17 protein-coding genes are annotated in these 23,481 nt (G+C 72.3%); 8 read left to right on the top strand and 9 right to left on the bottom strand.

Features of this window, described 5'->3' with window-relative positions:
* Positions 1–33 precede the first annotated feature (33 nt).
* Positions 34–465, bottom strand: a complete 432-nt coding sequence (locus ACSJDX_RS10290) for an SHOCT domain-containing protein (RefSeq protein WP_438352588.1) — start codon at positions 463–465, stop codon at positions 34–36.
* 117 nt (positions 466–582) lie between these two features.
* Between ACSJDX_RS10290 and ACSJDX_RS10295 the strand changes: the two genes are divergently transcribed.
* Positions 583–1,470, top strand: coding sequence for a DUF817 domain-containing protein (locus ACSJDX_RS10295; protein WP_438352589.1), 888 nt, complete (start codon positions 583–585; stop codon positions 1,468–1,470).
* A 48-nt stretch (positions 1,471–1,518) separates the two neighbouring features.
* On the opposite strand, the gene ACSJDX_RS10300 is transcribed toward ACSJDX_RS10295, so the two are convergent.
* Positions 1,519–3,027 carry a DEAD/DEAH box helicase gene (locus tag ACSJDX_RS10300; RefSeq protein WP_438352590.1) on the bottom strand — a complete coding sequence of 503 codons (1,509 nt, stop codon included), beginning with the start codon at positions 3,025–3,027 and terminating at the stop codon, positions 1,519–1,521.
* 179 nt (positions 3,028–3,206) lie between these two features.
* Here ACSJDX_RS10300 and ACSJDX_RS10305 point away from each other — a divergent pair, with 179 nt between their 5' ends.
* A complete protein-coding gene (locus ACSJDX_RS10305) occupies positions 3,207–3,920 on the top strand; it encodes a ferritin-like fold-containing protein (protein WP_438352591.1) in 714 nt (237 codons plus the stop codon).
* A gap of 24 nt (positions 3,921–3,944) precedes the next feature.
* Here the strand turns inward: ACSJDX_RS10305 and ACSJDX_RS10310 are convergent, their stop codons facing one another.
* Both ACSJDX_RS10310 and ACSJDX_RS10315 read right to left on the bottom strand, forming a co-directional pair.
* Entirely contained in the window at positions 3,945–4,235 is a 291-nt protein-coding gene (locus ACSJDX_RS10310; RefSeq protein WP_438352592.1) for a GlsB/YeaQ/YmgE family stress response membrane protein, read from the bottom strand.
* A 2-nt stretch (positions 4,236–4,237) separates the two neighbouring features.
* Positions 4,238–4,462 (bottom strand): DUF3107 domain-containing protein, encoded by a 225-nt coding sequence (locus ACSJDX_RS10315; protein ID WP_438352593.1) that lies wholly within the window; start codon positions 4,460–4,462, stop codon positions 4,238–4,240.
* A gap of 194 nt (positions 4,463–4,656) precedes the next feature.
* On the opposite strand from ACSJDX_RS10315, the gene ACSJDX_RS10320 reads away from it, so the two are divergent.
* Positions 4,657–7,833: an ATP-dependent helicase gene (locus tag ACSJDX_RS10320; protein ID WP_438352594.1), complete on the top strand. Its 3,177-nt coding sequence runs from the start codon at positions 4,657–4,659 to the stop codon at positions 7,831–7,833.
* On the top strand, positions 7,830–11,132 hold the full coding sequence (locus ACSJDX_RS10325) for a UvrD-helicase domain-containing protein (protein WP_438352595.1): 3,303 nt from the start codon (positions 7,830–7,832) through the stop codon (positions 11,130–11,132). The genes ACSJDX_RS10320 and ACSJDX_RS10325 overlap by 4 nt, the downstream gene beginning before the upstream one ends.
* Before the next feature lie 7 nt (positions 11,133–11,139).
* On the opposite strand, the gene ACSJDX_RS10330 is transcribed toward ACSJDX_RS10325, so the two are convergent.
* Entirely contained in the window at positions 11,140–12,555 is a 1,416-nt protein-coding gene (locus ACSJDX_RS10330) for a phosphotransferase (protein WP_438352596.1), read from the bottom strand.
* Positions 12,556–12,647: 92 nt separating this feature from the next.
* Between ACSJDX_RS10330 and nudC the strand changes: the two genes are divergently transcribed.
* Positions 12,648–13,574 (top strand): NAD(+) diphosphatase, encoded by a 927-nt coding sequence (nudC, locus tag ACSJDX_RS10335; RefSeq protein ID WP_438352597.1) that lies wholly within the window; start codon positions 12,648–12,650, stop codon positions 13,572–13,574.
* The gene (locus ACSJDX_RS10340) at positions 13,571–15,337 is read left to right on the top strand and encodes an ATP-dependent helicase (RefSeq protein WP_438352598.1); all 1,767 of its coding nucleotides are present in this window, start codon (positions 13,571–13,573) and stop codon (positions 15,335–15,337) included. Before nudC ends, ACSJDX_RS10340 begins: the two co-directional genes overlap by 4 nt.
* Positions 15,338–16,111: 774 nt before the next feature.
* Here ACSJDX_RS10340 and ACSJDX_RS10345 read toward each other — a convergent pair.
* Positions 16,112–17,533: a zinc-dependent metalloprotease gene (locus ACSJDX_RS10345; RefSeq protein WP_438352599.1), complete on the bottom strand. Its 1,422-nt coding sequence runs from the start codon at positions 17,531–17,533 to the stop codon at positions 16,112–16,114.
* 129 nt (positions 17,534–17,662) lie between these two features.
* Here ACSJDX_RS10345 and ACSJDX_RS10350 point away from each other — a divergent pair, with 129 nt between their 5' ends.
* Positions 17,663–18,784 (top strand): YlbL family protein, encoded by a 1,122-nt coding sequence (locus ACSJDX_RS10350; RefSeq protein ID WP_438352600.1) that lies wholly within the window; start codon positions 17,663–17,665, stop codon positions 18,782–18,784.
* Between the two features lie 95 nt (positions 18,785–18,879).
* Positions 18,880–21,810 carry a UPF0182 family membrane protein gene (locus ACSJDX_RS10355; RefSeq protein ID WP_438352601.1) on the top strand — a complete coding sequence of 977 codons (2,931 nt, stop codon included), beginning with the start codon at positions 18,880–18,882 and terminating at the stop codon, positions 21,808–21,810.
* Between the two features lie 94 nt (positions 21,811–21,904).
* Here the strand turns inward: ACSJDX_RS10355 and ACSJDX_RS10360 are convergent, their stop codons facing one another.
* Genes ACSJDX_RS10360 through ACSJDX_RS10370 form a run of 3 tightly spaced genes read right to left on the bottom strand, consistent with a single transcriptional unit; the run spans position 21,905 to position 23,480 of the window.
* Positions 21,905–22,798 (bottom strand): prenyltransferase, encoded by an 894-nt coding sequence (locus ACSJDX_RS10360; protein WP_438352602.1) that lies wholly within the window; start codon positions 22,796–22,798, stop codon positions 21,905–21,907.
* Positions 22,795–23,127 (bottom strand): lycopene cyclase domain-containing protein, encoded by a 333-nt coding sequence (locus ACSJDX_RS10365; protein ID WP_438352603.1) that lies wholly within the window; start codon positions 23,125–23,127, stop codon positions 22,795–22,797. Before ACSJDX_RS10365 ends, ACSJDX_RS10360 begins: the two co-directional genes overlap by 4 nt.
* Positions 23,124–23,480 carry a lycopene cyclase domain-containing protein gene (locus tag ACSJDX_RS10370; protein ID WP_438352604.1) on the bottom strand — a complete coding sequence of 119 codons (357 nt, stop codon included), beginning with the start codon at positions 23,478–23,480 and terminating at the stop codon, positions 23,124–23,126. The genes ACSJDX_RS10365 and ACSJDX_RS10370 overlap by 4 nt, the downstream gene beginning before the upstream one ends.
* Between the last annotated feature and the right edge of the window lies 1 nt (position 23,481).

The raw sequence follows: 23,481 nt of genomic DNA on the forward strand, positions 1-23,481 counted from the left end.
GCGGATCGGGGCCCCCGGAGTGCGAGACGAGGGTCAGGCGAGCGCCTTGGCCTTCAGCCCCTCGTACTCGGCCTGCGTGATCGTGCCGGCGTCCAGGAGCGCCTTGGCCTTGGCGATCTCCTCGGAAGGGCTCGCGGAGGTGCCGGCCAGCGACTGCACGTACTCGGCCTGCGCGGCCTGCAGCTGCCGGGCCTGCGCCTGGCTGCGCTGACCCATCCCGCGGCCGCGGGCGATGAGGTACACCAACGCGGTGATGATCGGGAAGAACAGCAGGAAGACGATCCAGAGGGCCTTGAACCACCCGTTGAGCGCGTGGTCGCGGAACAGGTCGCCGATGATCGCGAACAGCACGAAGAGGTAGCTGATGAAGATGAAGATGGTCAGGAACCACCAGATGATGTCCCAGAAGGAGCCCCAGAAGCCCTGGTACTCGACGGTGCTGGCGGCAATCTCGAGAAGTCGCACGACGGTGCCTTTCGAACGGTGTTGCTGACGAGGTCGTGCTCACCCTAGCGTTCGCCGGGGCGCCTGTATACAGGTTGGGCTTCGCGGCGTGTCGCGGCGGCCCGCTAGCGTCGGGGGATGCGTCACTCCACGTCGCTCGAACGCCGCATCGACGCGGCGGCGCACCGTCTGCTCGCCGGCGCTCCCGACCGCGGCGCGCGGGCGCTCCTCCTCGAGTTCGGCGTGTTCGTGCTCAAGCAGGGCTGGGCGTGCATCTTCGGGGCCGCTCTGTTGGCGGTGATCGTGGCCGCGCGACTCTGGTACCCCGACGACGCGCCGCTCGCCCGCAACGATGCGCTCACGATCGCGGCCGTGCTGATCCAGGTGGTCATGGTCGCCGCGCGGCTGGAGACCGGACGCGAGCTGTGGGTGATCGTGGTCTTCCACCTGACCGGCACCGCGATGGAGGTGTTCAAGACCGACGTCGGCTCGTGGACGTACGACGCCGAGGGGATCCTGCGCATCGGGGGAGTGCCGCTGTTCAGCGGTTTCATGTACGCCGCCGTCGGGTCGTACCTGGTGCGCGTGTACCGACTGTTCGACCTCGGGTTCGTACGCTACCCGCGGCGCTGGGTGACCGCGATCGTGGCGGTGCTCATCTATGCGAACTTCTTCACCCATCAGTGGATCTGGGATCTGCGCTGGGTGCTTCTGGCCGGTGTCGTGGTGCTGTGGGCGCGCACGGTGATGTACGCGCGCGTCTGGCGGAGGGTGCTGCGGATGCCTCTGCTCGCCGCTTTCGCGGGCGTGGCGCTGTTCATCTGGCTGGCGGAGAACATCGGCACATGGGCGGGCGCGTGGGCCTACCCCGATCAGCTCGCCGGATGGCAGCCGGTGTCGATCACGAAGCTCGTGTCGTGGTTCCTGCTGATGATCATCTCGGTCGTGCTGGTGGCGTGGGTGTACCCGCCCCGGCCGCCGGCCGAGATCGCGCAGACGCGGAGGACCCGTCGCGACGCGCGCTGAAGGCGCGTCACGACGGGTGAGCCCGGCGGAGCGGGCGGATGCCGCGGATCAGGCGCCCGCTGCGGGCGCGCCGGAGGGGCGCGAGCCGCCGCGACGGCGGCGACGGCGACGCGGTGCGGCGTTCCCGTCGTGGTGCTCCTTGCCACCGCCGTCGTGCGTGCCGGCGCCGTCGGCCGCATCGCGGTCGCCGTGGTCGGCGGGCACTACGGGGGTCTCGGTCGTATCGCCCTCACCGGCGCCGCCCTCGCCCGTGCGACGGCGACGGCGACGGGTACGGCCCTCGCCGTCCGCCGTGCGCTCGGAGCGTTCGGCGCGGTCGGAGGTACGGGCGGGTGGAGCATCCGTCGTCTTCGTCGCCTGGGCACGGGGAGCCGTCACGAGACGCCCCTTCGTGCCGGCCGGGATGTCGAGGTCGCTGAACAGGTGCGGGCTCGACGAGTACGTCTCGACCGGCTCGGGCTGGCCGAACTCGAGCGCGCGGTTGATGAGCGCCCACTTGTGCAGGTCGTCCCAGTCGACGAACGTGACGGCGATGCCGGTCTTGCCGGCGCGTCCGGTGCGGCCCGCGCGGTGCAGATAGGTCTTCTCGTCGTCGGGGATCGTGTGGTTGATCACGTGCGTCACGTCGTCGACGTCGATGCCGCGGGCCGCGACGTCGGTGGCGATCAGCACGTCGCGCTTCCCGGCCTTGAACGCCGCCATCGAGCGCTCCCGCGACTCCTGGCTCATGTCGCCGTGCACGGCCGCCGCGTTGAAGCCCCGGTCGCCGAGCTCGTCGACGAGCTTCTGCGCGGCGCGCTTGGTACGCGTGAACACGACCGTCTTGCCGCGGCCCTCGGCCTGCAGGATGCGGGCGATGACCTCGTCCTTGTCGAGCGAGTGGGCACGGTAGACGAGGTGCTTGATGTTGGCCTGGGTGAGCCCCTCGTCGGGGTCGGTCGCGCGGATGTGGATCGGGTTCGTCATGAACCGGCGCGCCATGGCCACGATCGGACCGGGCATGGTCGCCGAGAACAGCTGCGTGTGCCGGATGGCGGGCACCTTGGAGAAGATCTTCTCGATGTCGGGGAGGAAGCCCAGGTCGAGCATCTTGTCGGCCTCGTCGAGCACGACCTCGGTCGCGTGCGACAGATCGAGCAGCCGCTGGTTGTTGAGGTCGATCAGACGCCCGGGGGTGCCCACGACGATCTGCGCGCCCGCCTTCAGCTGGTCGATCTGGCCCTCGTACGCCTTGCCGCCGTAGATGGCCACGACGCTCGTGGCACGGCCGGAGGTGAGCATGTCGATGTCTTCGTAGACCTGCACGCACAGCTCGCGGGTGGGCACGACGATGAGCGCCTTGACGCCGGGCTCGGGTGCCGGTCCAAGACGCTGCACCACGGGGATGCCGAAGCCGAAGGTCTTGCCCGTTCCGGTCTTGGCCTGGCCGATGATGTCCTGGCCGGGAAGGCCGAGCGGGATCGTCTGCTCCTGGATGGGGAAGGCATCGACGATGCCTTTGGATGCGAGGACATCGACGATGTCCTGATCGACGCCGAGCTCGGCGAAGGTCGTCACGATATGAGCCTGTCTGGCGGAGAGATGCCGCCGGGGTGAAGGGTCCACGCCTTTCACTCATCTGCAGGCGCAGGGGCCCCGATCCGATGCCGGGGACCGCATCAGGATACCGGAGCCCCGCGGCATCCTCCGATTCCGCATGCCTCGGCGCGTCCGTCGCTGGCCAGTAGGCTGGCCGCGTGGTGAAGTGGTTCTGGCAGCGGCGCCCCGAAGGACGCGTGCTGTCCCTGCGGTCTCGCGGCGAGGCGAGCGACGCCACGCGGGTCGACTTCGAGGAGCTCGCACCCGACGTCACGACGTTCCTCGGACAGGCCGCGTACCTCCAGCTGGGCTACTTCGAGACGCTCAGCGAGCTGATCGCCTCCACGCCCGAGCTGGCGCAGAAGGAGTCGCTCTCGCGTGCGGCGGGGGCGGCGCTGACCAAGCATGAGGCGCTGGTGGCGCTGATCCGGGAACGCGGCGACGATCCGACCGCCCTGATGCTGCCCTTCCGCGAACCGCTGGACGCGTTCCGCCGCGCCACGCACGGAGTCCGCCCGCAGGAGACGATGCTGTCGGTGCACATCACGGCCGGGATGCTCGACGACTTCTACCTCGCGCTGTCGGCGAGCTACGGCGACACCGGCGACCGGGTCGCCGCGATCCTGCGCGCCGACGACGACCGGGAGGCGATCGTCGACATCATCGGCGACACGATCGCCAGCGACGAGGAGTGGCGGTCCCTGCTCGCGCTGTGGGGTCGCCGGCTCGTGGGGGACACGCTGCTGATCGCGCGCGCGGCGCTGCGCCCGACGACGCTCGCGGCGGCCGAGGAGAAGAAGGTCGAGCCGGTCTTCACCGAGCTGATGGCCGCGCACTCCAAGCGCATGGACGCCATGGGCCTGGCGGCCTGACCCGCCCCGCGACGTCGGTCGGGGTCAGGAGATCTTGAGGCGTGCGCGCTCGCGCACGTCGTGGGTCGCGCGCACGCGTGCGAGCACCAGCAGCACCGGATAGGTCACCACGAACGGCACGAGGAACGAGATCAGCCAGATCCACGGGCTCTGGGTCGTCGTCCCCGCCCACGTGAAGGCCAGCCAGGCCGCCCCGCCGACGAGGGCGCCGAGGATCGGCCCGAGCGCCACACCGCGGGTGCTGCGGCCGGGCGCGGCGTAGTGCGCGCCGATGCCGAGGACCGCGCCCACGATGAAGGCGAGGAGGATGTCCATGCTCAGGCCACGAAGCCGATGCGGCGGGACTCCTCGGTCCCGATCTCGACGTAGGCCAGACCCGACGTCGGCACGATGAACGAGGCGCCCTTGGCGTCGGTGAAGCTGACGTGGGTGGCAGCGGAGTCGAGGGCGGCCGCGACGGCCTTCTTCACGTCGGCGGCGGAGTCGTTGGTCTCGAAGCTGAGCTCACGGCCGGTGTTCGCGATGCCGATGCGGATCTCCACGGTGCACTGCCTTTCTGTCACGGGGCGGGCCCGCGGGTTCGTCCTCGCGGCCGCGGAATCCCCGGCGCAGAGCCACTCTACGACACCCGTCCGGCGCCCCGGCGCGGCCGCCGGACGCTCTCGGCGAACGGCGGGACGCGGTCGTCGGAGGTCGCTCGCGGCCCGTGTCGGCGGGCTCGGCTAGCGTGGCGGACATGACGGATGCCGCCCCGACCCGCGCGATCGATGCGGGGGGCGAGGCATCCGTTCCCGGCGCGGACGCCGCGCAGCGCGTGGTGCTCGATCTGCCCGCCGATGCCTCGGGCGTGGTGGTCGGAGCGCCCGGCACGGGAAAGACCGCGACCCTCGTGGCGCGTGTGGCGGCCCTGGTGCGGGCCGGACTCGACCCCGACCAGGTGCTCGTGCTGACGCCCTCGCGCCAGACCGCGACCGCTCTGCGCGACCGGCTCGGCCTGGCGGTCGGTCGGGCGACGTCGGGCGCGCTCGCCCGGTCGGTGCCGGCACTGGCGTTCCAGCTCGTGCGGGGTGCCGAGGTGCACGGCGGCGCAGAGCCGCCGCAGCTGCTCACCGGCGGCGACGAAGACCAGATCCTGCACGACCTGCTCGCCGGCGACGCCGACGACGAGCGTCACGGTGCGCCGAGCCGCTGGCCCGACTGGCTGGCCGCGCCGATCCGAGCGACTGCCGGGTTCCGCACCGACGTGCGCACGTTCCTCGCCGAGTGCGCCACTCTGGGTGTCGAGCCCGACCGTCTGCGCGCTCTGGCCGCGGAGCTCGACATCCCGGTGTGGGTGTCGCTCGCCTCGTTCGCCGCCGAGTACCAGCAGGTGCGGGCCGACATGCGAGGCGCGCACCGCGACGCGGCCGGGCTCGTGCGCGAGGCGATCGGGGTGCTCCGCACCGCCCCGCCCGGCGCCCCGGCCGTCCTCGGACCGTTCGGGCGGGTGCGGGCGCTCCTGATCGACGACGCGCAGGAGCTCACGCTCGGAGGGGTCGAGCTCATCGAGGCATGTGCGGCACGGGGCGTGGCGGTGCTCGCGTTCGGCGACCCCGACGTGGGGGCGGGGGCCTTCCGCGGCGCGACGCCCGAGAACTTCGCCCGACTCGCCCGCACTCTGGGCGGAGTGCGGGCGCTCACCACGGTGCACCGCGGCACCGCTGCGCAGGTCGACCTGGTGCGCGAGGTCACGCAGCGGATCGGCGCGGTGGGCGTCGTCGCGCACCGCGCGGCGCCCTCCGGCGACGGTCATGCCGACGCCTCCGTGCGCGCGTTCGCGCTGCGCTCGACCTCCGAGGAATACGACGTCATCGCGCGGATGCTGCGCGAACGGCACGTGCACGACGGCGTGCCGTGGTCGCAGTGCGCCGTCATCGCGCACGACACGCGCCAGGTGGCGGCCTTGGAGACCGAGCTGTCGGCACGGGAGGTTCCCGCCCGGGCGAGCGGACCGGGTCGTGCGCTCGGGGCGCTGCGGCCGGTGCGTGACCTGCTGCGACTGATCGAGATCGGCACGCGGGATGCGGCGACGTGGACGCCCGACGAGCTCTCCGACGTGCTCCTGGGCGCATGCGGCGGGCTCGACCCGATCGAGCTGCGCCGACTCCGCACGACGCTGCGTCACGCCGAGCTGGCGGACGGGGGCGAGCGCCCCGGTCGCGAGCTGCTGGCCTCCGCCATGGCGCAGCCGCTGGAGTTCGACCTGATCGACACCCGCGAGGCCCGCCGTGCGGCCAAGACCGCCCGCACCCTCGCGGCGCTCGCGGCGCGGCACGCCGAGGGCGCGACCGCCCACGAGCTGCTGTGGACCGCGTGGGAGGAGAGCAGGCTGCAGAAGCGGTGGCTCGAGGCCTCCCGCGGGTCCGGTCCGCTCGCCGAGCAGGCGGGCCGCGATCTCGACGCGATGGTGGCGCTGTTCGAGTCGGCGAAGCGCTTCGTCGAGCGCGGAACCGAGGAGAACCCCCGGGTCTTCCTGCTGAGCGTGCTCAGCAGCGACGTCGCCGAAGACCGTCTCTCGGCGCCGCCCCCGCCGCAGTCGGTGCGGGTGCTCACCCCGGCGGGCGCGCTGGGCGCCGAGTTCGACACCGTCGTGGTGGCGGGCGTCCAGGACGGGGTGTGGCCGAACACGCGGCTGCGCGGCGGTCTGCTCGACACCTGGCGGCTGGCGGATGCCGCGGCGCGGGCGGCCTCCCCGGAGGCCGCGGCCCCCGGCATCCTGGACCGTCGTCGCGGCGCGATGCACGACGAACTGCGTTTGTTCGCCCGGGCCGTGTCGCGGGCGCGCGAGCGCCTCATCGTGACGGCGGTCGACGACGACGACACCGGCCCCAGCCCGTTCTTCGAGTTCCTGCCCGCGGCAGAGCCCGCCGCGCGGTCGATGGAGCATCCGCTGTCGCTGCGGGGAACGGTCGCGCGGCACCGGCGCACGCTGACGGAGCAGTCCGCGCCCGCCAGGGCGCGCGAGCGGGCCGCCGCGCAGTTGGCCCTGCTGAGCGACGCCGGGGTCGCCGGAGCGGCCGCGCACGAGTGGTACGGCGTCGCCGCCGCCACGTCCGACGCGCCGTTGCGCGACCTGAACCGCGAAGACGTGCGGGTCTCGCCGTCGCGGCTGCACGCCCTCGAGGAGTGCGAGCTCAACTGGGTGATCGGCGATCTCGGCGGCGACCCGGGCGGCACGACGGCCGGGATCGGCACGATCATCCACGCGGCGCTCGAGCACGCCGCCGGCTCAGACGAGGCGGCCCTGTGGGCACAGGTCGAGCAGCGTTGGGGTGAGCTGAGCTTCGAGGCGCCGTGGCGCGACCGCGCCGAGCAGACCCGCGCCCGCGACCTGGTGCGGCGACTGCACCTGTATCTGCGTCGGTTCGAACAGGCGGGCGGAACGCTGATCGGCGCCGAACCGCACTTCGAGGTCGCGATCCCGATCGAGGATGCGGTTGCCTTCGCCCACGGAGTGGTGCTGTCGGGGTACATCGATCGCGTCGAGCTCACCCCCGAAGGCACCGTGCTGATCCTCGACCTCAAGACCGGCAAGAACGAGCCGACGACCGCGGCCAAGGTGATCGACAACCCGCAGCTGGCCGCTTATCAGCTGGCGTTCGAGGCGGGGGCGATCCCCGAAGCGGCGGGGCATCCCTCGGGCGGCGCGGCGCTGCTCGTGCTGCGCCCGACGGCCAAGCGCGACGACTACGCGGTGCCGCTGCAGCCTCCGCTCGACGACGAGCGGCGGACGGCGTTCGTCGAGCGGATCGGGGGCGCGGTGGCGGTCATGCGCGGGACCCGCTTCTCCGCGCCGTACGAGGAGCACTGCCGCGACGACCACTCCTACGGGCTGTGCCGCATCCACACCGTCTCGGCGGTGAGCGCGTCGTGAGTACTCCCGCACCGGCCCTCTCGGCCGCCGCCATCGCCGCCGCGCTCGGCCAGTTCCCGCCGACCGCCGAGCAGACCGCCGTGATCGAGGCGCCCCTCGCCCCGGCCCTCGTGGTCGCCGGTGCCGGCAGCGGCAAGACAGAGACGATGGCCTCCCGCGTGGTGTGGCTGGTCGCGAACGGCATCGTGCGCCGCGACGAGGTGCTCGGGCTCACCTTCACGCGCAAGGCGGCGGGCGAACTGGCCGAGCGCATCCAGCGGCGCCTCGCGCGCCTGGCCGAGTTCGAGCGGTCGGGCCTGCTTCCCGCACTCCCGGTGCTGCACGCCGAGGGGCGCCTCGCCGTCTTCGGCGAGCTCGAGCGCGCGGGCGCGCCGGATGCCGCCCGGCACGCCGCGCTGGCCGCACTGGCACCCTCTGCCGTGACCGCGCCCGCCGGGTCGAGCGATGACGCGCTGCTGCACCGTCCCACGGTGTCGACCTACAACAGCTTCGCCGACGCGATCGTGCGCGAGCATGCGGTCCGGATCGGGTGGGATGCCGAGTCGGCCGTGCTCTCCGAGTCGGCGGCGTGGCTGCTCATGCGCCGCGTCGTCTTCGGCTCCGACGACCCGCGCCTGGAGGAGCGCACCGAGGCGCTGCGCTCGATCATCGACGGGGCCCTGCGCATCGCCCGCGACGGCGTCGACAACCTCGTCGACCTCGACGCGCTGGAGGCGTTCCCGGCGCGCTTCGACGACGTGCTCGAACGACCGTCCACGAGCGCGCGCACGGTCGTCTACGCGCCGATCTCCGAGGCGGCCGAGAAGGTCGGAGCGCTGGGCATGCTGGCCGGCCTCGCACGCACGTACGCCGCCGAGAAGCGTCGGCTGGGAGTGCTCGACTTCTCCGACCAGGTCGCCGGGGCGATGCGGATCGTGCATGCCCATCCCGCGGTGGCGGAGGAGATGCGCGATCGCTACCGGGTGGTGCTGCTCGACGAGTATCAGGACACCTCGGTGGTGCAGACCGATCTGCTCGCCGCGCTGTTCGGCGGCACGGCGGTCATGGCGGTGGGAGATCCGCACCAGGCGATCTACGGGTGGCGCGGCGCGAGCGCCGGGAACCTCGGCGGCTTCCCGGCGGCGTTCGCGCCGGGGGGCTCATGCGCCACGTACGCGCTGCTGACGAGCTGGCGCAACAGTCACACGGTGCTCACCGCCGCCAACGCCGTGCTCGCGCCGCTCGCCGACTCCTCGCCGGTCGCCGTGCAGGAGCTGCGGGCGCGTCCCGGCGCTCCGGCCGGACGCGTCGAGCTGGCGTTCGACGACGATCTCGACGCCGAGGCCGACCGGGTCGCGGACTGGTTCGCGGCCGTCCGCGCCGAGCGTGCGGCCGTTGGGTCGGCGACGTCGGGTGCGGTGCTGTTCCGCAGCAAGAAGCACATGGTCCGCTTCGGCGACGCACTGGGGCGCCGAGGCATCCCGCACCGCATCCTGGGCCTGGGCGGACTGCTGTCCACGCCCGAGGTGGTCGATGTGGTCTCGGCGCTGCGGGTGATCAGCGATCCGTCGGCCGGGTCTGCGCTCATCCGTCTGCTCGCCGGGCCGCGCTGGGCGATCGGGCTGGCCGACCTTCGCGTGCTCGCCCAGCTCGCCCGGCGCATCGCCCGCTCCGACGCCGCGCTGCAGCCGCTCGCCCCCGAGGTCGCCGAGCGCATCCGCGCCGGAGCGGGCGAGGACCAGGGCTCCCTCGTCGACGCGCTCGACTTCGTGCTGCAGCACCGCTCCGACCACGGCTGGCTGGAGGAGTTCACCCCCGCCGCCCGCGATCGGCTGCGGGAGGCGGCATCCGTCTTCGCGGGTCTGCGCCAGGCGACCGGGATGCCGGTGCCCGAGCTGGTGCGGCTGATCGAGCTCGAGCTGCGCCTCGACGTCGAGCTGGCCGCGAACGAGGCCCGAGGGCCGGCGAGGATCGCCTCCGCGCAGCTGCGGGCGTTCGTCGACGAGCTGCAGGGGTTCCTCGCCGCCGATGAGACCGGCTCGCTTACGAGCCTGCTGGCGTGGCTCGATCACGCCGAGCGGCTCGACGAGTTCGCCCCGCGCACCGAGCCGCCCGAGGACGACGTCGTGCAGCTGCTGACGATCCACGGCTCCAAGGGGCTGGAGTGGGACGCGGTGGCGGTCGTGCGGCTCGTCGCCGAGGAGCTCCCCGCCCGGGGGACGGGTAAGAAAGGGTGGCTCTACTTCGGGGTGCTCCCGTACGCGTTCCGCGGGGATGCGGCGTGGCTGCCGCGGTTCGAATGGGAGGCGCACCTCTCGCCCACCCAGCAGCACCTGCGCGACGCGCTGACCGACTTCGAGACGGCGAATCTCGCACGGCAGCTGCAGGAGGAGCGGCGGCTGGCGTATGTCGCGGTGACGCGTGCGCGCGACCATCTGCTGCTCACCGGGTCGAGCTGGGCGGGCACGTCCAAGCCGCGCGAACGCAGCGTGTTCCTCGAGGAGATCGCCGTCGCGCTCTCAGCGCCCCTGCCCGACGCGGAGCCGGGCGACAACCCCTACCTGGGCGAGCGTCGGCTGCTGCAGTGGCCGATCGATCCGCTCGGCGCGCGACGACCGGCCGTGCAGGCGGCCGCCGCTGCCGTCGAGGCGGCGATGGAGGCCCCGCGCGCCGCGCCCGACCCCGACCTCGCCCTGCTGCTGGCCGAGCGGGCGGCGCGTCAGCAGCCGGTGCGCGAGGCGGCTCCTACGCGCATCCCGGCCTCGCGCTACAAGGAGTTCGTCGCCGACTACGACGGCACCGTCGCCCGCCTCGCCCGGCCCCTGCCCGAGCGGCCGTACCGTCAGACGCGGCTCGGCACGCTCTTCCACGCGTGGGTCGAGCAGCGCTCGGGCGGCGTCGGGGCGGGTGCCTCTCTCGACGACGGCTGGGGAGAGGGCGACGAGGAGGCGGGCGTGTCCGACGCCGACGCGGCCGAGCTGTCCCGCCTGCAGCAGGCGTTCGAGGCCTCGGAGTGGGCCGACCTGCAACCTCTGGAGGTCGAGACCGAGATCGACTTCGCGTTCGACGGGCTCGACGGCGCCCCGCACGTCGTGATCTGCAAGCTCGACGCCGTCTACCGCCGCGCCGACCGCGACGATCGCATCGAGATCGTCGACTGGAAGACCGGACGTCCTCCGCGCGACGCCGCGGAACGCGAAGAGCGGATGCTGCAGCTCGAGCTGTACCGCCGGGCGTATCACGAGAAGCATAGCATCCCGCTGGAGCAGATCGACGTCGCCCTCTACTACGTCGCGGCAGACCTGGTGCTGCGGGGCTGACGCGCGGTCAGTCGCGGTTCTGGGTCCAGCGGCGCAGCGCCGCCTCGGCGGAGCGGTCGGCATCGCCGACCGGATCGTCGTCTTCGAGGTGCACGGAGCGCGCCCAGCGGATGTCGATGGGCGCGGTCGAGACGTCGTCGCCCGGCGCGAGCGCGTCGGGGGAGGAATCGACGGCGGGCGCGTCCACCGCGCGGGCAGCGGCGACGGGCAGGTCGCCGGCCGCGGCGGTGACCTCCGGCTCGGCGGTGTGCGCCTCGTCGCGCGCGGCGGTGAGGGCTTCGGTGTCGAGCACCAGTTCACCGGTGAGATCGTCGTCGGCGCTCTCACGTCGGTCGTCGTCGTGCTCGGCGTCGTCCTCCTCGGCCGCGATGAACAGCGACAGCAGCGCCGGATCGTAGGTGTCGGTCTGCATCGACGTGTCGGCGTCGGCCGGGCGCTGTTCGGGCGTGCGCCCGAGGAGGGCGATCGCGGAGTCGAGGTCGAGCGCGGCATCCGCCACCAGCTCGTCGCCGTCCACTCCCTGCGTGAGCGCGTCCAGCAGCCCCACCGCATCGGCGACGATGTCCTCCCGGCCCGCCTCGAAGCCGTGCACGAGCCACTTGGCGAACTCCAGCTCGGCGTACATGCGCGCGCGCTCGCGCACCAGGGCGTCGGGAGCTCGCCCGCTCTGCGCGGTGTAGGCGCCGAAGACGTCCTCCGCGGCGTTCGGCGCGGAGGCGAGCCACTGCAGATCGGTGGCCGGGTCGCCGACGGACAGACCGTGCCAGTCGAGCATGCCGGTGACGGTGGGAACCTCGTCGACGTCTTCGAAGAGGAAGGATGCGGCGCTCGCCCCGCCGAGCACGACGGCCGACTCGAAGCGCCACAGCGGGTCGGAGGCGACGGCGCGGCGCCAGCGCGACACGAGCGGCGACGGGGTGCGTCCGGTCGCCTCGGCGCGATCGATCAGGCGCGACACGTCGTCGCGCACCTGCTGCGGGGTGCGCGACGGCAGCCCCTCGGTGCGGACGATCGACAGCGGAAGAGCGTGCAGGGCGGCGAGCGCCTCGCCGATCGACGTCGCGGCGCCGTGGCCCGGTGGGACGTGGGCGGCGTCGACCCGGTACCCGGGCAGGAAGTCGACCACGACCGCGCGGGCATCCTTGAGGCCCGTCTCGCCGAGCAGCTCGGGGGCGCGGAAGGGCAGCAGCGCGCGCACACCGGGGGTGAGTGCGCGCAGTGCCCGTGCCTCGGCGGCGAGCTCGGAGGCGTCGGCCGCGTCGACGGGGGCGCGCACGACCACCCGGCGCCCGTCGTCCAGATCGGCGACCGCGCTGTCGTAGCGACCGGTGCTGCGTTCGGTGAGCAGACCCACTCCGACGACCCCCGCACGGGGCAGAGCCGAGGCCACCGTCGCGGCTAGAGTGAGGGGTGAGCGTGCCATGAGCCCAGGGTAGGTCGGGTGCGCTCGTGCGCTCCCACGCCACGCCCGCATGTCGACCAACCCTGATCGTCGACCACGCAGAGAGGTCCACGATGACGGCGTCTCCGGCATCCGCCCCCCGCTCGTTCCCTATCGCCGCCGCCGGGATCGACCGCGCCGCCGCCGAGCGGACCGAAGAGGATCTCGTGGAGCGGCTGCGCGCCGACGACCGCACCCGCGTGATCGTGGTCCACGGCGACCGCGCACCCCTCGCGGGGGCCGACCGACTCGCCTGGGTGGGCCCGCACGTCGCCCCCGAAGGCGCGGAGTGGGCGTTCCTCGGTCGGCGCGACGACGGAACCCCCGTGCTCGTCGCCGCGTACGCCGCCGACGGTCCCGAGCCGGTGGAGGCGACGGGCTGGGGTGCGCTGCGCGCGGTGGGGGGACTGCTCGCCCCCGTCGAGGCGGGCACGTTCACCGCCGCGCTGAGCCTCGGGCGGTGGCTGCGGGATGCCGCGTTCTGCCCTGCGTGCGGAACGCGCACCGAGCTGCGCATGGCGGGGTGGGCCCGACACTGCCCCGCGTGCGGACGCGAGCACTTCCCCCGCACCGACCCCGCGGTGATCGTCGCCGTATCGGGGTCGCGCCGGCCGTCGCGACTGCTGCTCGGTGCCAACGCGCTGTGGGGCGGGGAGCGGTACTCCTGCTTCGCCGGGTTCGCCGAGGCGGGGGAGTCGCTGGAGTCCACCGTGCTGCGGGAGGTGCACGAGGAGGCCGGCGTCGCACTCACCGATCTGCGCTACCGCGGGTCGCAGGCGTGGCCGTACCCGCGGTCTCTCATGCTCGGCTTCGCCGCGACCGCCGTCGACGACGATGCGGCGCGACCGGACGGCGAGGAGATCGTCGACGTGCGGTGGTTCGACCGCGAGGAGATCGGCGCCGCGCTGGCAGATGAGAGCGACGTCGTCCTGCCCGGCGCCGCCTCGATCGCGCGGCGGCTCATCGAGGACTGGTACGTCTCGTCGGCGGCGGTCGGATGAGCGACCGCGCCCTCGAGGGACTCGACGATCGGCAGCGGGAGGCGGCATCCGCCCTCCGCGGACCGGTGCTCGTGCTCGCCGGTGCGGGCACCGGCAAGACCCGCGTGATCACGCATCGCATCGCGCACGGCGTGGACACGGGCGCCTATTCGCCGGGGCGCGTGATGGCGGTCACCTTCACCGCGAAGGCCGCCGGCGAGATGCGCGGGCGGCTGCGGGCGCTCGGCGTCGAGGGGGTCGCGGCGCGCACGTTCCACGCGGCGGCGCTGGCGCAGCTCAACTTCTTCTGGCCGACGCTCGCCGGCGACTCCGCGCCCGCCATCATCGACAACAAGGTCAAGCTGCTCGCCCACGCCGCCGACGGACTGGGACTGCGTCCCGACACCGCGACGCTGCGCGACATCGCGAGCCAGATCGAATGGCGCAAGGTCACCCTGCGCAGCATCGACGCGTGGGCTCTCGCGCGTCCGCAGGATGTCGGACGGTTCGACGTCACGCGGGTCGCCGACATCCAGCGTGCGTACGAGAAGCTCAAGGACGAGCGCCGGCAGCTCGACTTCGAGGACGTGCTGCTGGCCTGCGCGGGCATGCTGGAGGCCGAGCCCCGTGTGGCGCAGTCGGTGCGCGAGCAGTACCGCCACTTCACCGTCGACGAGTTCCAGGACGTCTCCCCGCTGCAGCACCGGCTGCTGGAGCTGTGGCTGGGCGAGCGGCGCGACCTGTGCGTCGTGGGCGATGCGAGCCAGACCATCTACTCGTTCGCCGGCGCCGACGCGCGCTTCCTGCTCGAGTTCGACCACCGGCATCCCGATGCGCGCGTCGTGCGCCTGGAGACGAACTACCGGTCGGATGCCGCGATCCTGCAGGTCGCGAACGATCTGATGCGCGATCGTCCCGGCGCGCTGGAACTGCACGCGGCGGCCCGCGACGCGGAGTCCCCCGTCCCCACCGTGACCGCGTACGCCGACGACGTCGCCGAGGCCGCGGGGGTCGCCGATGCCATCGCCGCCCGGGTGCGCAACGGCGTCGACCCGCGCCGGATCGCCGTGCTCTACCGCGCGCACGCCCAGTCTCCGGAACTCGTGAAGGCCCTCGCCGACCGGGGGATCGCGGCCACCGTCCTGGGGGGTCGTCGCTTCTTTGACCTCCCCGAGGTGCGGCAGGCCATGATGGCGCTGCGGGGGGCCGCCGTCGCCCCGCAGGAGAAGGGTCTTTTCGATTCGGTGCGGATGCTGCTGCGCGAATTCGGCTTCACCGACGAGCCGCCCGCCGCCGGTGGCGCCGTCCGCGACGCGTGGGAGGCGCGCGCGGCGGTGCTGCGCCTCGCAGAGGAGGCGGTGGCCGCGGATGCCTCCACGACCCTGCGCGCCTTCAGCGACGACCTCCTCGCCCGGGCGAAGGCGCAGCACGAGCCCGCCCTGCGCACCGTGACCCTCGCGACCCTGCACGCGGCGAAGGGCCTGGAATGGGAGCACGTGCACCTCATCGGGGTGAGCGAGGGGCTGCTGCCGATCTCGTACGCGGGGACGTTCGAGCAGGTCGACGAGGAGCGGCGGCTCGTCTACGTGGGCATCACGCGGGCGGAGCGGTCGCTGGCGGTGTCGTGGGCGCGCGCCGCCGGTCATCGGGAGCGGCAGCCGTCGCGGTTCCTCCGAGAGATCGGCACCCGCAGTCTGGCGCCCGCCGATGCTCGCGCCACCGGCGGGGCCGCAGGTCGTCGTGCACCGCGATCGAACGCCCGGTCGGAGCGGGAGCGGCACTGAGCAGCTGCGCGGCGACCAGTCCCGCCTCGAGGGCCACCGCGGGGGAGACGGCCACCGGCGCGCGGTCGACCAGCTGCGCGAGGATCCACGGCCAGGCCGGGTCGGCGGCGTGGCGCTGCTCCTCGACGCAGCGCAGACACGCGCTGCGCCCCGGATGCACCAGCGGACCGATCTCGCATCGGTCCGCGGTGAAGACCACGGGCAGGTGCGGCACGTCGGCCGCCATGAGCGCGGCGGTCCGACGCGGCTCGACCACGTGCTGGGCGACCAGCACGACGGTGCCGTGCACGTGCGGATCGGGACGGGTGAGCGCGTCCTCCACGATCACGTCGACGCCGGCGCCGGCCATCGCCGAGACCACCCGCTCCGCCGTCGCGGCGGAGAAGCCCTCGGGGATGCGCACGGTCGCCTCCGCCGCGACCGACCGCTCGTGCGAGACCAGGGCGGGCGTGAGCGTACGCAGGAACGCCTCGGCGTCGGCGGCCGTGGCGCCGAGGGCGACCGCGAGACCGCGATATCCCGGATCGGGCACTCCGCGCTCGAGCTCCTTCACGAGGCGCTCCTGCCACGGTGCGGGCTCCTCGATGCGCAGCACCGCGTCGACGCCGAACTGCAGGCACGTGGCGGTGCGCCAGACCGGGGGATGGGCGGGGTCGAGTCGGATCATGGCCCGAGTCTGACGCGCGGGAGCACGACGCCGAGCCCGTCCACAAGTCCGGCCGGCGGCATCCGTCGATCCGGCCGTCTGGGGAGGAACGGCGAGGGGACCGACGGTCAGACCGGTCGGGGATCCTCCGTGCCGGGATCGACGTCGTCCGTACCGTCCGAGCCGTCCGCCCCGGGGGCTCGGGGCTCGTCGGGGCCGGGGGACTCCTCGCCGGCGAGCAGGCGGGCGAGCGCATCGTCGAACTCGTCGGGTGCGGGCTCCTCGCCGCGGGCGCGGGCCTGCAGCCGGGCGATCAGCGCGCTCGGGTCGTCGATGTCGCCGGGCTCGGGCATGAGGTCGGGGTAGTCCCACAGCGCGTCGCGCGCGACGGTGCCGACGGCATCCGTCACCGCCCGCCACATCGCCGCTGCCTCGCGCATGCGCCGCGGGCGCAGCTCCAGGCCCACGAGCGAGCCGAGCGCCTGCTCGGCAGGGCCGCCGACCGCGCGGCGCCGGCGCACGGCCTCGGCGATGCGGTCGGCCGACGGCAGACGGGAGGTCGCGGCATCCGTCACCACCTCCACCCACCCCTCGATAGTGGCCAGCAGATGCTCGAGTCGGGCGAGCGCGGCGTTCTGCGCCTCGGAGCGGGCGGGGATGAGGGCGCCGCTCTCCAGGGCCTGGCGCAGCTCCTCGGGGGCCGACGGGTCGAACCGCGACGCGAGGTCTTCGAGGGCGTCGGTGTCGACGTGGATGCCGCGCGCGAAGTCGCCCACCTGCGACATGACCTGCAGTCGCAGCCATCTCGCGTGCCGGAACAGGCGGGCGTGGGCGAGCTCGCGCGTGGCGATGTAGAGCGCCAGCTGATCCTCCGGGATGCCCAGGTCGCGGCCGAAGTCGGCGAAGTTCTGCGGGAGGATCACCGCGTCGCCGGCGGGCATCACCGGGATTCCCACGTCGCCGCCCGAGACCACCTCGGTCGACAGGCGGCCGAGCACATGCCCGAGCTGGTTCGCGAACAGCGAACCGCCGATCGTGCGCATCAGCCGCCCGGCCCCCGCGATGAGGTTCTGCATGTCGTCGGGGGCCTGCTCGCTGAGGGTCGCGGTGAGCGCGTCGGCGATGCTCGTGGCCACGGGCTCGGCCAGCTCCTGCCAGACCGGCAGCGTCTCCTCGACCCAGCCGCCGCGGGTGATCGCGCGGGGCGGCGTCGGCAGCTCCGAGATCGTCGTGGCCTCGCTCAGCCACAGCGTCGCGAGCGCGAACGCCTGGTCGAGGTCGGTGCGCTGACCGGCGGTGACGCCCTGGCCGTCCTGATTGGCGATGTGCAGCGCCTGCGTCTTGGCGGCGTCCCACGAGATGCCGCCGGGCTCGGCGCCGCTGAACGCGCCCTGCAGCTGCCGCATCACGGCCTGCATCATGGCCGGATCGATCTGCATGCCCGAGAGGCGCGAGAGCTGCTCGGGGTCGACCTCCCCGCCGGCGCCGCCGAACAGCTGGCGCATCAGCTCCTGGAACTCCTCTTCGGGGCTGCGATCCTCGTCCGCCACTTCAGCCGCCTTTCAGCCGGGTCCTGAACTCGCGTTCTACGCTAGTCGCACGGATCATCGCGGGTCCCCGGCCGAGGACCTCTCGACGTACGCCGGTCGCGAACGACCAGGCAGGGGAAAGGGATCGGCGTGGCGCTGTTCGACGAGGACGTGACGATCACCCCTGCTCCGCGGCGGCGAGCGAGCCGACGGGTGCAGATCGGGTCGTGGTCCCTGACCGTCGCCCTCGTGGTGATGCTCGTGATCACCTTCCTGCCTACTGCCTACGTGATCCAGCAGCCCGGTCCGGTCTACGACACCCTCGGCACGACGCAGAAGGCCGACGGCTCCACCGTCCCGCTCATCTCCATCGGCGGCGCCCAGACCTACCCCACCGACGGCTCCCTCGATCTGCTCACCGTGCAGGTGGTCGGAAACCCCGACCGCACGCCGTCGTGGCTCGAGCTCGCCTCCGCGTGGTTCGACCCGTCCCGCGCGGTGCTGCCGATGGAGGCCGTCTTCCCCGCCGGGCAGACCACCGAGCAGCGCAATCAGCAGAGCGCCACCGACATGGTCGACTCGCAGAAGGAGGCGACCGCCGCGGCGCTCACCGAGCTCGGCTACGCGGTTCCGAGCCACCTGACGGTCTACTCGATCGTGGACGGGTCGGCGGCCACCGGCATCCTGCAGAAGGGCGACATCGTGCGCGCCGCAGACGGCACGCCGGTGACGGATGCCGCAGGCCTCCGCGCGATCGTCAACGGCAAGCAGGGCGCCCCGGTCGACGTCACGATCGAGCGCGCCGGGCAGGAGCAGACGGTCTCGATCACCCCGCAGGAGTCCACCGCAGCGGACGGCACGAAGACCTGGCTGGTGGGGGTGACGCTGCTGACCGACTTCTCGTTCCCGATCGACGTCACCATCCAGCTGAACGACGTCGGCGGGCCCTCGGCCGGGATGATGTTCGCCCTCGGGATCATCGACACCCTCACGCCGGGATCCCTCACCGGCGGCCAGAAGGTCGCCGGGACCGGCACGATCACCGCGGACGGCACGGTCGGTCCGATCGGCGGGATCCGGCAGAAGCTGTACGGCGCCGCGGGTGCCGGCGCGTCGTGGTTCCTCGCGCCGGCCGCGAACTGCAACGAGGTCGTCGGGCACGTGCCCTCGGGCCTGCGGGTGTTCTCGGTGCAGAAGCTCGGCGACGCCCTGACCGCCCTCCAGACGATCCGCGACGGCGGCGACCTGAACGCCCTTCCGACCTGCTCCTGACCTTCGCGTTTCGAATGCAGGACCGGTGAGGAGCCGGGGAAAGGGCTGGGGGGATCCTCGGCGTTCCCTCAGAACCGCCCGCCTAGGATGAAGCGGTGACCTCGTCGACCGCTCCCCGTCCGGCCGCCCCCCACCGTTCGCGCAGGATCATCGCGATCTCGCTGGCGGTCATCGCCGTGCTGGTGGTGGCCTTCTTCGTCTTCGCGAGCCTGTACGCCGACTGGCTCTGGTTCGCCCAGCTCGGGTTCGACTCGGTGCTGGTCACCCAGTGGGTGGCGCGCGTGGTGATGTTCGTGGTCGGATTCCTCGGCCTGGCGGTGCCGGTGTGGCTGACCATCCAGCTCGCCTACCGGCTGCGCCCGGTCTACGCGCGACTGAGCTCGCAGCTCGACCGCTACCAGGAGGTCGTCGAGCCCCTGCGCCGCCTGGCGATGTGGGGCATCCCCGTCTTCTTCGGCTTCTTCGCCGGGTTCGCCGCCTCCGCACAGTGGGAGACCACCTGGATGTGGGCGAACGGCGTGACGACCAGCACCACCGATCCGCAGTTCGGGCTCGACACCGGCTTCTACCTGTTCGCGATGCCCTTCTACAGCGCGTTGCTGGGCTTCGTCTCGGCCGCGCTGCTGATCTGCCTGCTGCTGACCGCCGTCGTGTCGTACCTCTACGGCTCGGTGCGCATCGGGCAGCGCGAGCTGCGCATCTCCAAGGCCGCCCGCATCCAGCTGGCCGTGATCGCGGGGCTCTACCTTCTCGTGCAGGGGGCCAGCCTGTGGCTGGATCGCTACAAGACCCTCGTCGAGCCGGGTGACCGCATCACCGGGCCCGGGTACGTGGGCGTGCACGCCACGATCCCCGGCCAGACGATCCTCGCGGTCGTCGCCGCGCTCGTGGCGGTGCTGTTCTTCGTCACCGCCGTCATCGGCCGCTGGCGCTACCCGCTCATCGCGACCGCGCTCCTCGTGGTCTCCTCCCTCGTGCTCGGCGTCGGCTACCCGTGGGTCGTGAAGACCTTCCAGGTGACGCCGAACCAGCTGACGCTCGAGCAGGAGTACTACCAGCGCGGGATGGACATGACCAAGGCCGCGTACGGCATCGACGGTCTGATGAAGAGCGACTTCACCGCCACCACGACCGCGCAGGCGGGACAGCTGCGCTCGGATGCCGAGACCACCGCGCAGATCCGCATCATGGACCCGGCGATCATCTCGCCCGCGGTGCGTCAGGTGGAGCAGTACCGCCCCTACTACCAGTTCCCCGACGACCTCGACGTCGACCGCTACACGATCGACGGCAAGTCGCAGGACACGATCGTGGCCGTCCGCGACCTGAACATCGACGGCATCGGCGCCGGCGCGTCGTGGCAGAACAGCACGCTCGTCTACACGCACGGCTACGGCCTCGTCGCCGCCGCCGGCAACGCGCGCACGGCCGACGGCAACCCGGTCTACCTCGAGCGCGGCATCCCCGCCACCGGCTTCCTCTCCAACGGCGAGAACTTCGAGCCGCGGGTGTACTTCGGCGAGAAGTCGCCGCCGTACTCGATCGTCGGCGCCCCGTCGACCACCGCTCCGGTCGAGCTCGACTACCCGTCCGGCCAGGGCGGCGCCTCCGAGACGAAGACCACCTTCACCGGCGACGGCGGCCCCAAGATCGGCAACATCTTCAACCGTCTGATCTACGCCCTGAAGTTCCAGTCCGAGCAGATCCTGTTCTCCGACTACGTCAACCAGGATTCGCAGATCCTCTACGACCGCGACCCCAAGACGCGCGTGCAGAAGGCGGCCCCGTACCTCGAGCTCGACAGCGACCCGTATCCGAGCGTCGTGAACGGCCGCATCGTGTGGATCGTCGACGGCTACACCACGAGCAACTCGTTCCCCTACTCCTCGAGTGTGAGCCTGCAGCAGGCGATCGCGGACTCCAACAACACCACGCCGCGGTTCGCCGTCGACAACATCAACTACATCCGCAACTCGGTGAAGGCCACCGTCGACGCCTACGACGGCAAGGTCACGCTGTACGCGTGGGACGACCAGGACCCGGTGCTGCAGACGTGGCAGAAGGTGTACCCGTCGACCATCAAGCCGATCAGCGAGATGTCCGGCGATCTGATGAGCCACGTGCGCTACCCGACCGACCTGTTCAAGGTGCAGCGCTCCATGCTCGGCACCTACCACGTCGATGACGCGCCCTCGTTCTACCAGCGCGACAACGCATGGGCGACGCCGAACGACCCGCAGAGCGACACGCGGCTGCAGCCGCCGTACTACCTGACGATGCAGATGCCGGGCCAGAGCGCTCCGACGTACTCGATGTTCACGTCGTTCATCCCGACGTCCGTGTCGGGATCGCAGGCGCGCAACGTCCTGATGGGCTACCTCGCGGTCGACTCCAACGCCGGCGCCACGCAGGGGGTGAAGAGTCCCGACTACGGAAAGCTCCGGATGCTGGTGGTCAACGCCGACACCCCGGTGCCCGGTCCCGGACAGGTGCAGAACACCTTCAACGCCGACACGAACGTCTCCGCGTTCATCAACATCCTCAAACAGGGGCAGTCCGAGGTGCTCAACGGCAACCTCCTCACCCTTCCGGTGGGCGGTGGTCTGCTCTACGTGCAGCCGGTGTTCGTGCAGTCCTCGGGCGGCACGAAGCTGCCGACGCTGCAGAAGGTGCTGGTGTCGTTCGGCAACAAGGTCGCGTTCGAGGACACCCTGAGCAAGGCGCTCGACGTGCTGTTCGGCGGAAACTCCGGAGCCAGCACGGGCGACGGCAGCGTGACGCCGTCCCCCGCGGTCACGCCGGTCCCCGGCTCGACTCCCGGGGCGACGCCGACACCGGGCACGACGCCCACTCCGGGCACCGGGGCGACGTCGATCGAGTACCAGGCGGCGCTCAAGGAGGCGCAGAGCGCGCTGACGGCGAAGCAGCAGGCGCTGCAGTCCGGCGACCTCACCGCCTTCGCGGCGGCCGACGCGCGCCTGAACGCCGCCGTTCAGCAGCTGATCACCCTGAGCGCGCAGCAGTAGAACGCTGCACACGCGTTCCGTCTCGCTTCGCTCGCTCGACGACCGGCTGTCCGCCGGTCGTCGAGCGGCGAGCGCAGCGACGAGACGAGACGCGTCAGGCGGTCAGCAGCCAGAACCAGATCAGCAGCAGCGTCACGCCGAAACCGGCGAGCTGGTTGATCCACAGGAACCGCCGCCATCCGCGGGTCGCCGTCTCGGCCGTCTCGTCGCTCACCGCGCGGTACGGCCATACGGCGGCGAGGTACGGCACGACGAGCACGGCCGCCAGGGGACCCGGCCACGCCGTCCCCAGCATCACGAGCCCCGCGGCGGCGTAGCACACGAGCGCGAACCACACCGTCCACCGGGCGCCGCGCGCGGTGGCGATCGACGAGATGTCGGCGGCACGGTCGGCGACGACGTCCTGCACGGCGCCGAACGCGTGGGAGGCGACGCCCCACAGGGCGAACGCGACCACGACCGCGGCGAGCTGCCATGTCCAGACCGCGCCGGCCAGGACGAGACCGTACACGGCGGGGGAGAAGAAGTGGATGCTGCTGGTCACCGAATCCGCGAAGGGTCGCTCCTTGAGCCGCAGCGGCGGCGCGGAATAGAAGACCACGAAGAACATGCTGAGCGCCAGGACCGCCCACGACAGCGGAGAGCCGACCACGAGGAGCCACACCAGGAACGGGGCGCACGCGAGCCCCGCCGCCCACAGGGTGATGCGATGCATCCGCCGGTCCAGGACCGCCCCGTGGGCGCCTCCCTTGCGCGGATTCCGCAGGTCGGACTCGTAGTCGAACACGTCGTTGATGCCGTACATGGCCAAGTTGTAGGGGATCAGGAAGAAGAGGGTGCCGATCACGAGCGTCGCGTCGACGCCCCGGGTGGTGACCAGGTACGCCGCGGCGAACGGGTAGGCGGTGTTGATCCAGCTCACCGGGCGGGAGGCGACGAACAGCTCCCGCACGACGGCGCCGGGGCGCAGGGCGGAGGACGCGCTCATGCCCTCGAGCCTGTCACGCCGCGACCGCCCGCGTGCCGACTGCGCAGCAGGATGAAGACGGCCGGCACGAGGAACGCCGCGCAGATCGGATAGGAGAAGTCCTCCAGGGGTGCCAGGCCGATGCGCAGTCCGCTGAGATGCTCGGGCGGATACGTGAACAGTCCCGCCGCGATCATCAGGTTGTCGAACACGGCGGTGAGCGCGCACAGGACGACGGCCGCGATCGCGGAGGCGGCCGTCCGGCGCCCGAACCCCGGGCGCCGGACGGTCGTCAGCACCATCGCCATCGTGATCGCGACGAAGGGGAGAACGATCAGGGCGTAGGTCATGCGTCCGACTCCCGCGGCCTGCGACCGGACGCCTGCGCCGCCCGACGCGCCAGAAGCCGTCGCGCGGCGGCCCAGACCACGAGGGCGAGGTAGCAGAGGAAGGCCAGGAAGACCGGCTCCTCGAGCGGGAGGTGCGGGGCGAGGTCGATGCCGAGCAGCAGAGCGCTGCCGCCTTTCACGAACACCCCGGTGGCGATGCCGACCGCATCCCACACCAGGAAGAACGCGGTGCCGATCCCGGTGGCGGCGAGCGTGCGGCCGGGGGATGCCCACCCGGCGAGGCGGAAACGGCGGTCGAGCAGCGCCACGCCGATCGCCGACGCCACGATGGCGGCGAGGTACAGCCCCGGCACG

This window comes from Microbacterium fluminis, assembly GCF_051549805.1.
In the GTDB taxonomy this organism is placed as follows: domain Bacteria; phylum Actinomycetota; class Actinomycetes; order Actinomycetales; family Microbacteriaceae; genus Microbacterium.

What these genes read in the sequence shown, in the direction of transcription:
- ACSJDX_RS10295 (WP_438352589.1), top strand. Translation starts at nt 583, where the DNA reads ATGCGTCACTCCACGTCGCTCGAACGCCGCATCGACGCGGCGGCGCAC.
- ACSJDX_RS10310 (WP_438352592.1), bottom strand. Translation starts at nt 4,235, where the DNA reads ATGGACATCCTCCTCGCCTTCATCGTGGGCGCGGTCCTCGGCATCGGC.
- ACSJDX_RS10320 (WP_438352594.1), top strand. Translation starts at nt 4,657, where the DNA reads ATGACGGATGCCGCCCCGACCCGCGCGATCGATGCGGGGGGCGAGGCA.
- ACSJDX_RS10330 (WP_438352596.1), bottom strand. Translation starts at nt 12,555, where the DNA reads ATGGCACGCTCACCCCTCACTCTAGCCGCGACGGTGGCCTCGGCTCTG.
- nudC (WP_438352597.1), top strand. Translation starts at nt 12,648, where the DNA reads ATGACGGCGTCTCCGGCATCCGCCCCCCGCTCGTTCCCTATCGCCGCC.
- ACSJDX_RS10340 (WP_438352598.1), top strand. Translation starts at nt 13,571, where the DNA reads ATGAGCGACCGCGCCCTCGAGGGACTCGACGATCGGCAGCGGGAGGCG.
- ACSJDX_RS10360 (WP_438352602.1), bottom strand. Translation starts at nt 22,798, where the DNA reads ATGAGCGCGTCCTCCGCCCTGCGCCCCGGCGCCGTCGTGCGGGAGCTG.
- ACSJDX_RS10365 (WP_438352603.1), bottom strand. Translation starts at nt 23,127, where the DNA reads ATGACCTACGCCCTGATCGTTCTCCCCTTCGTCGCGATCACGATGGCG.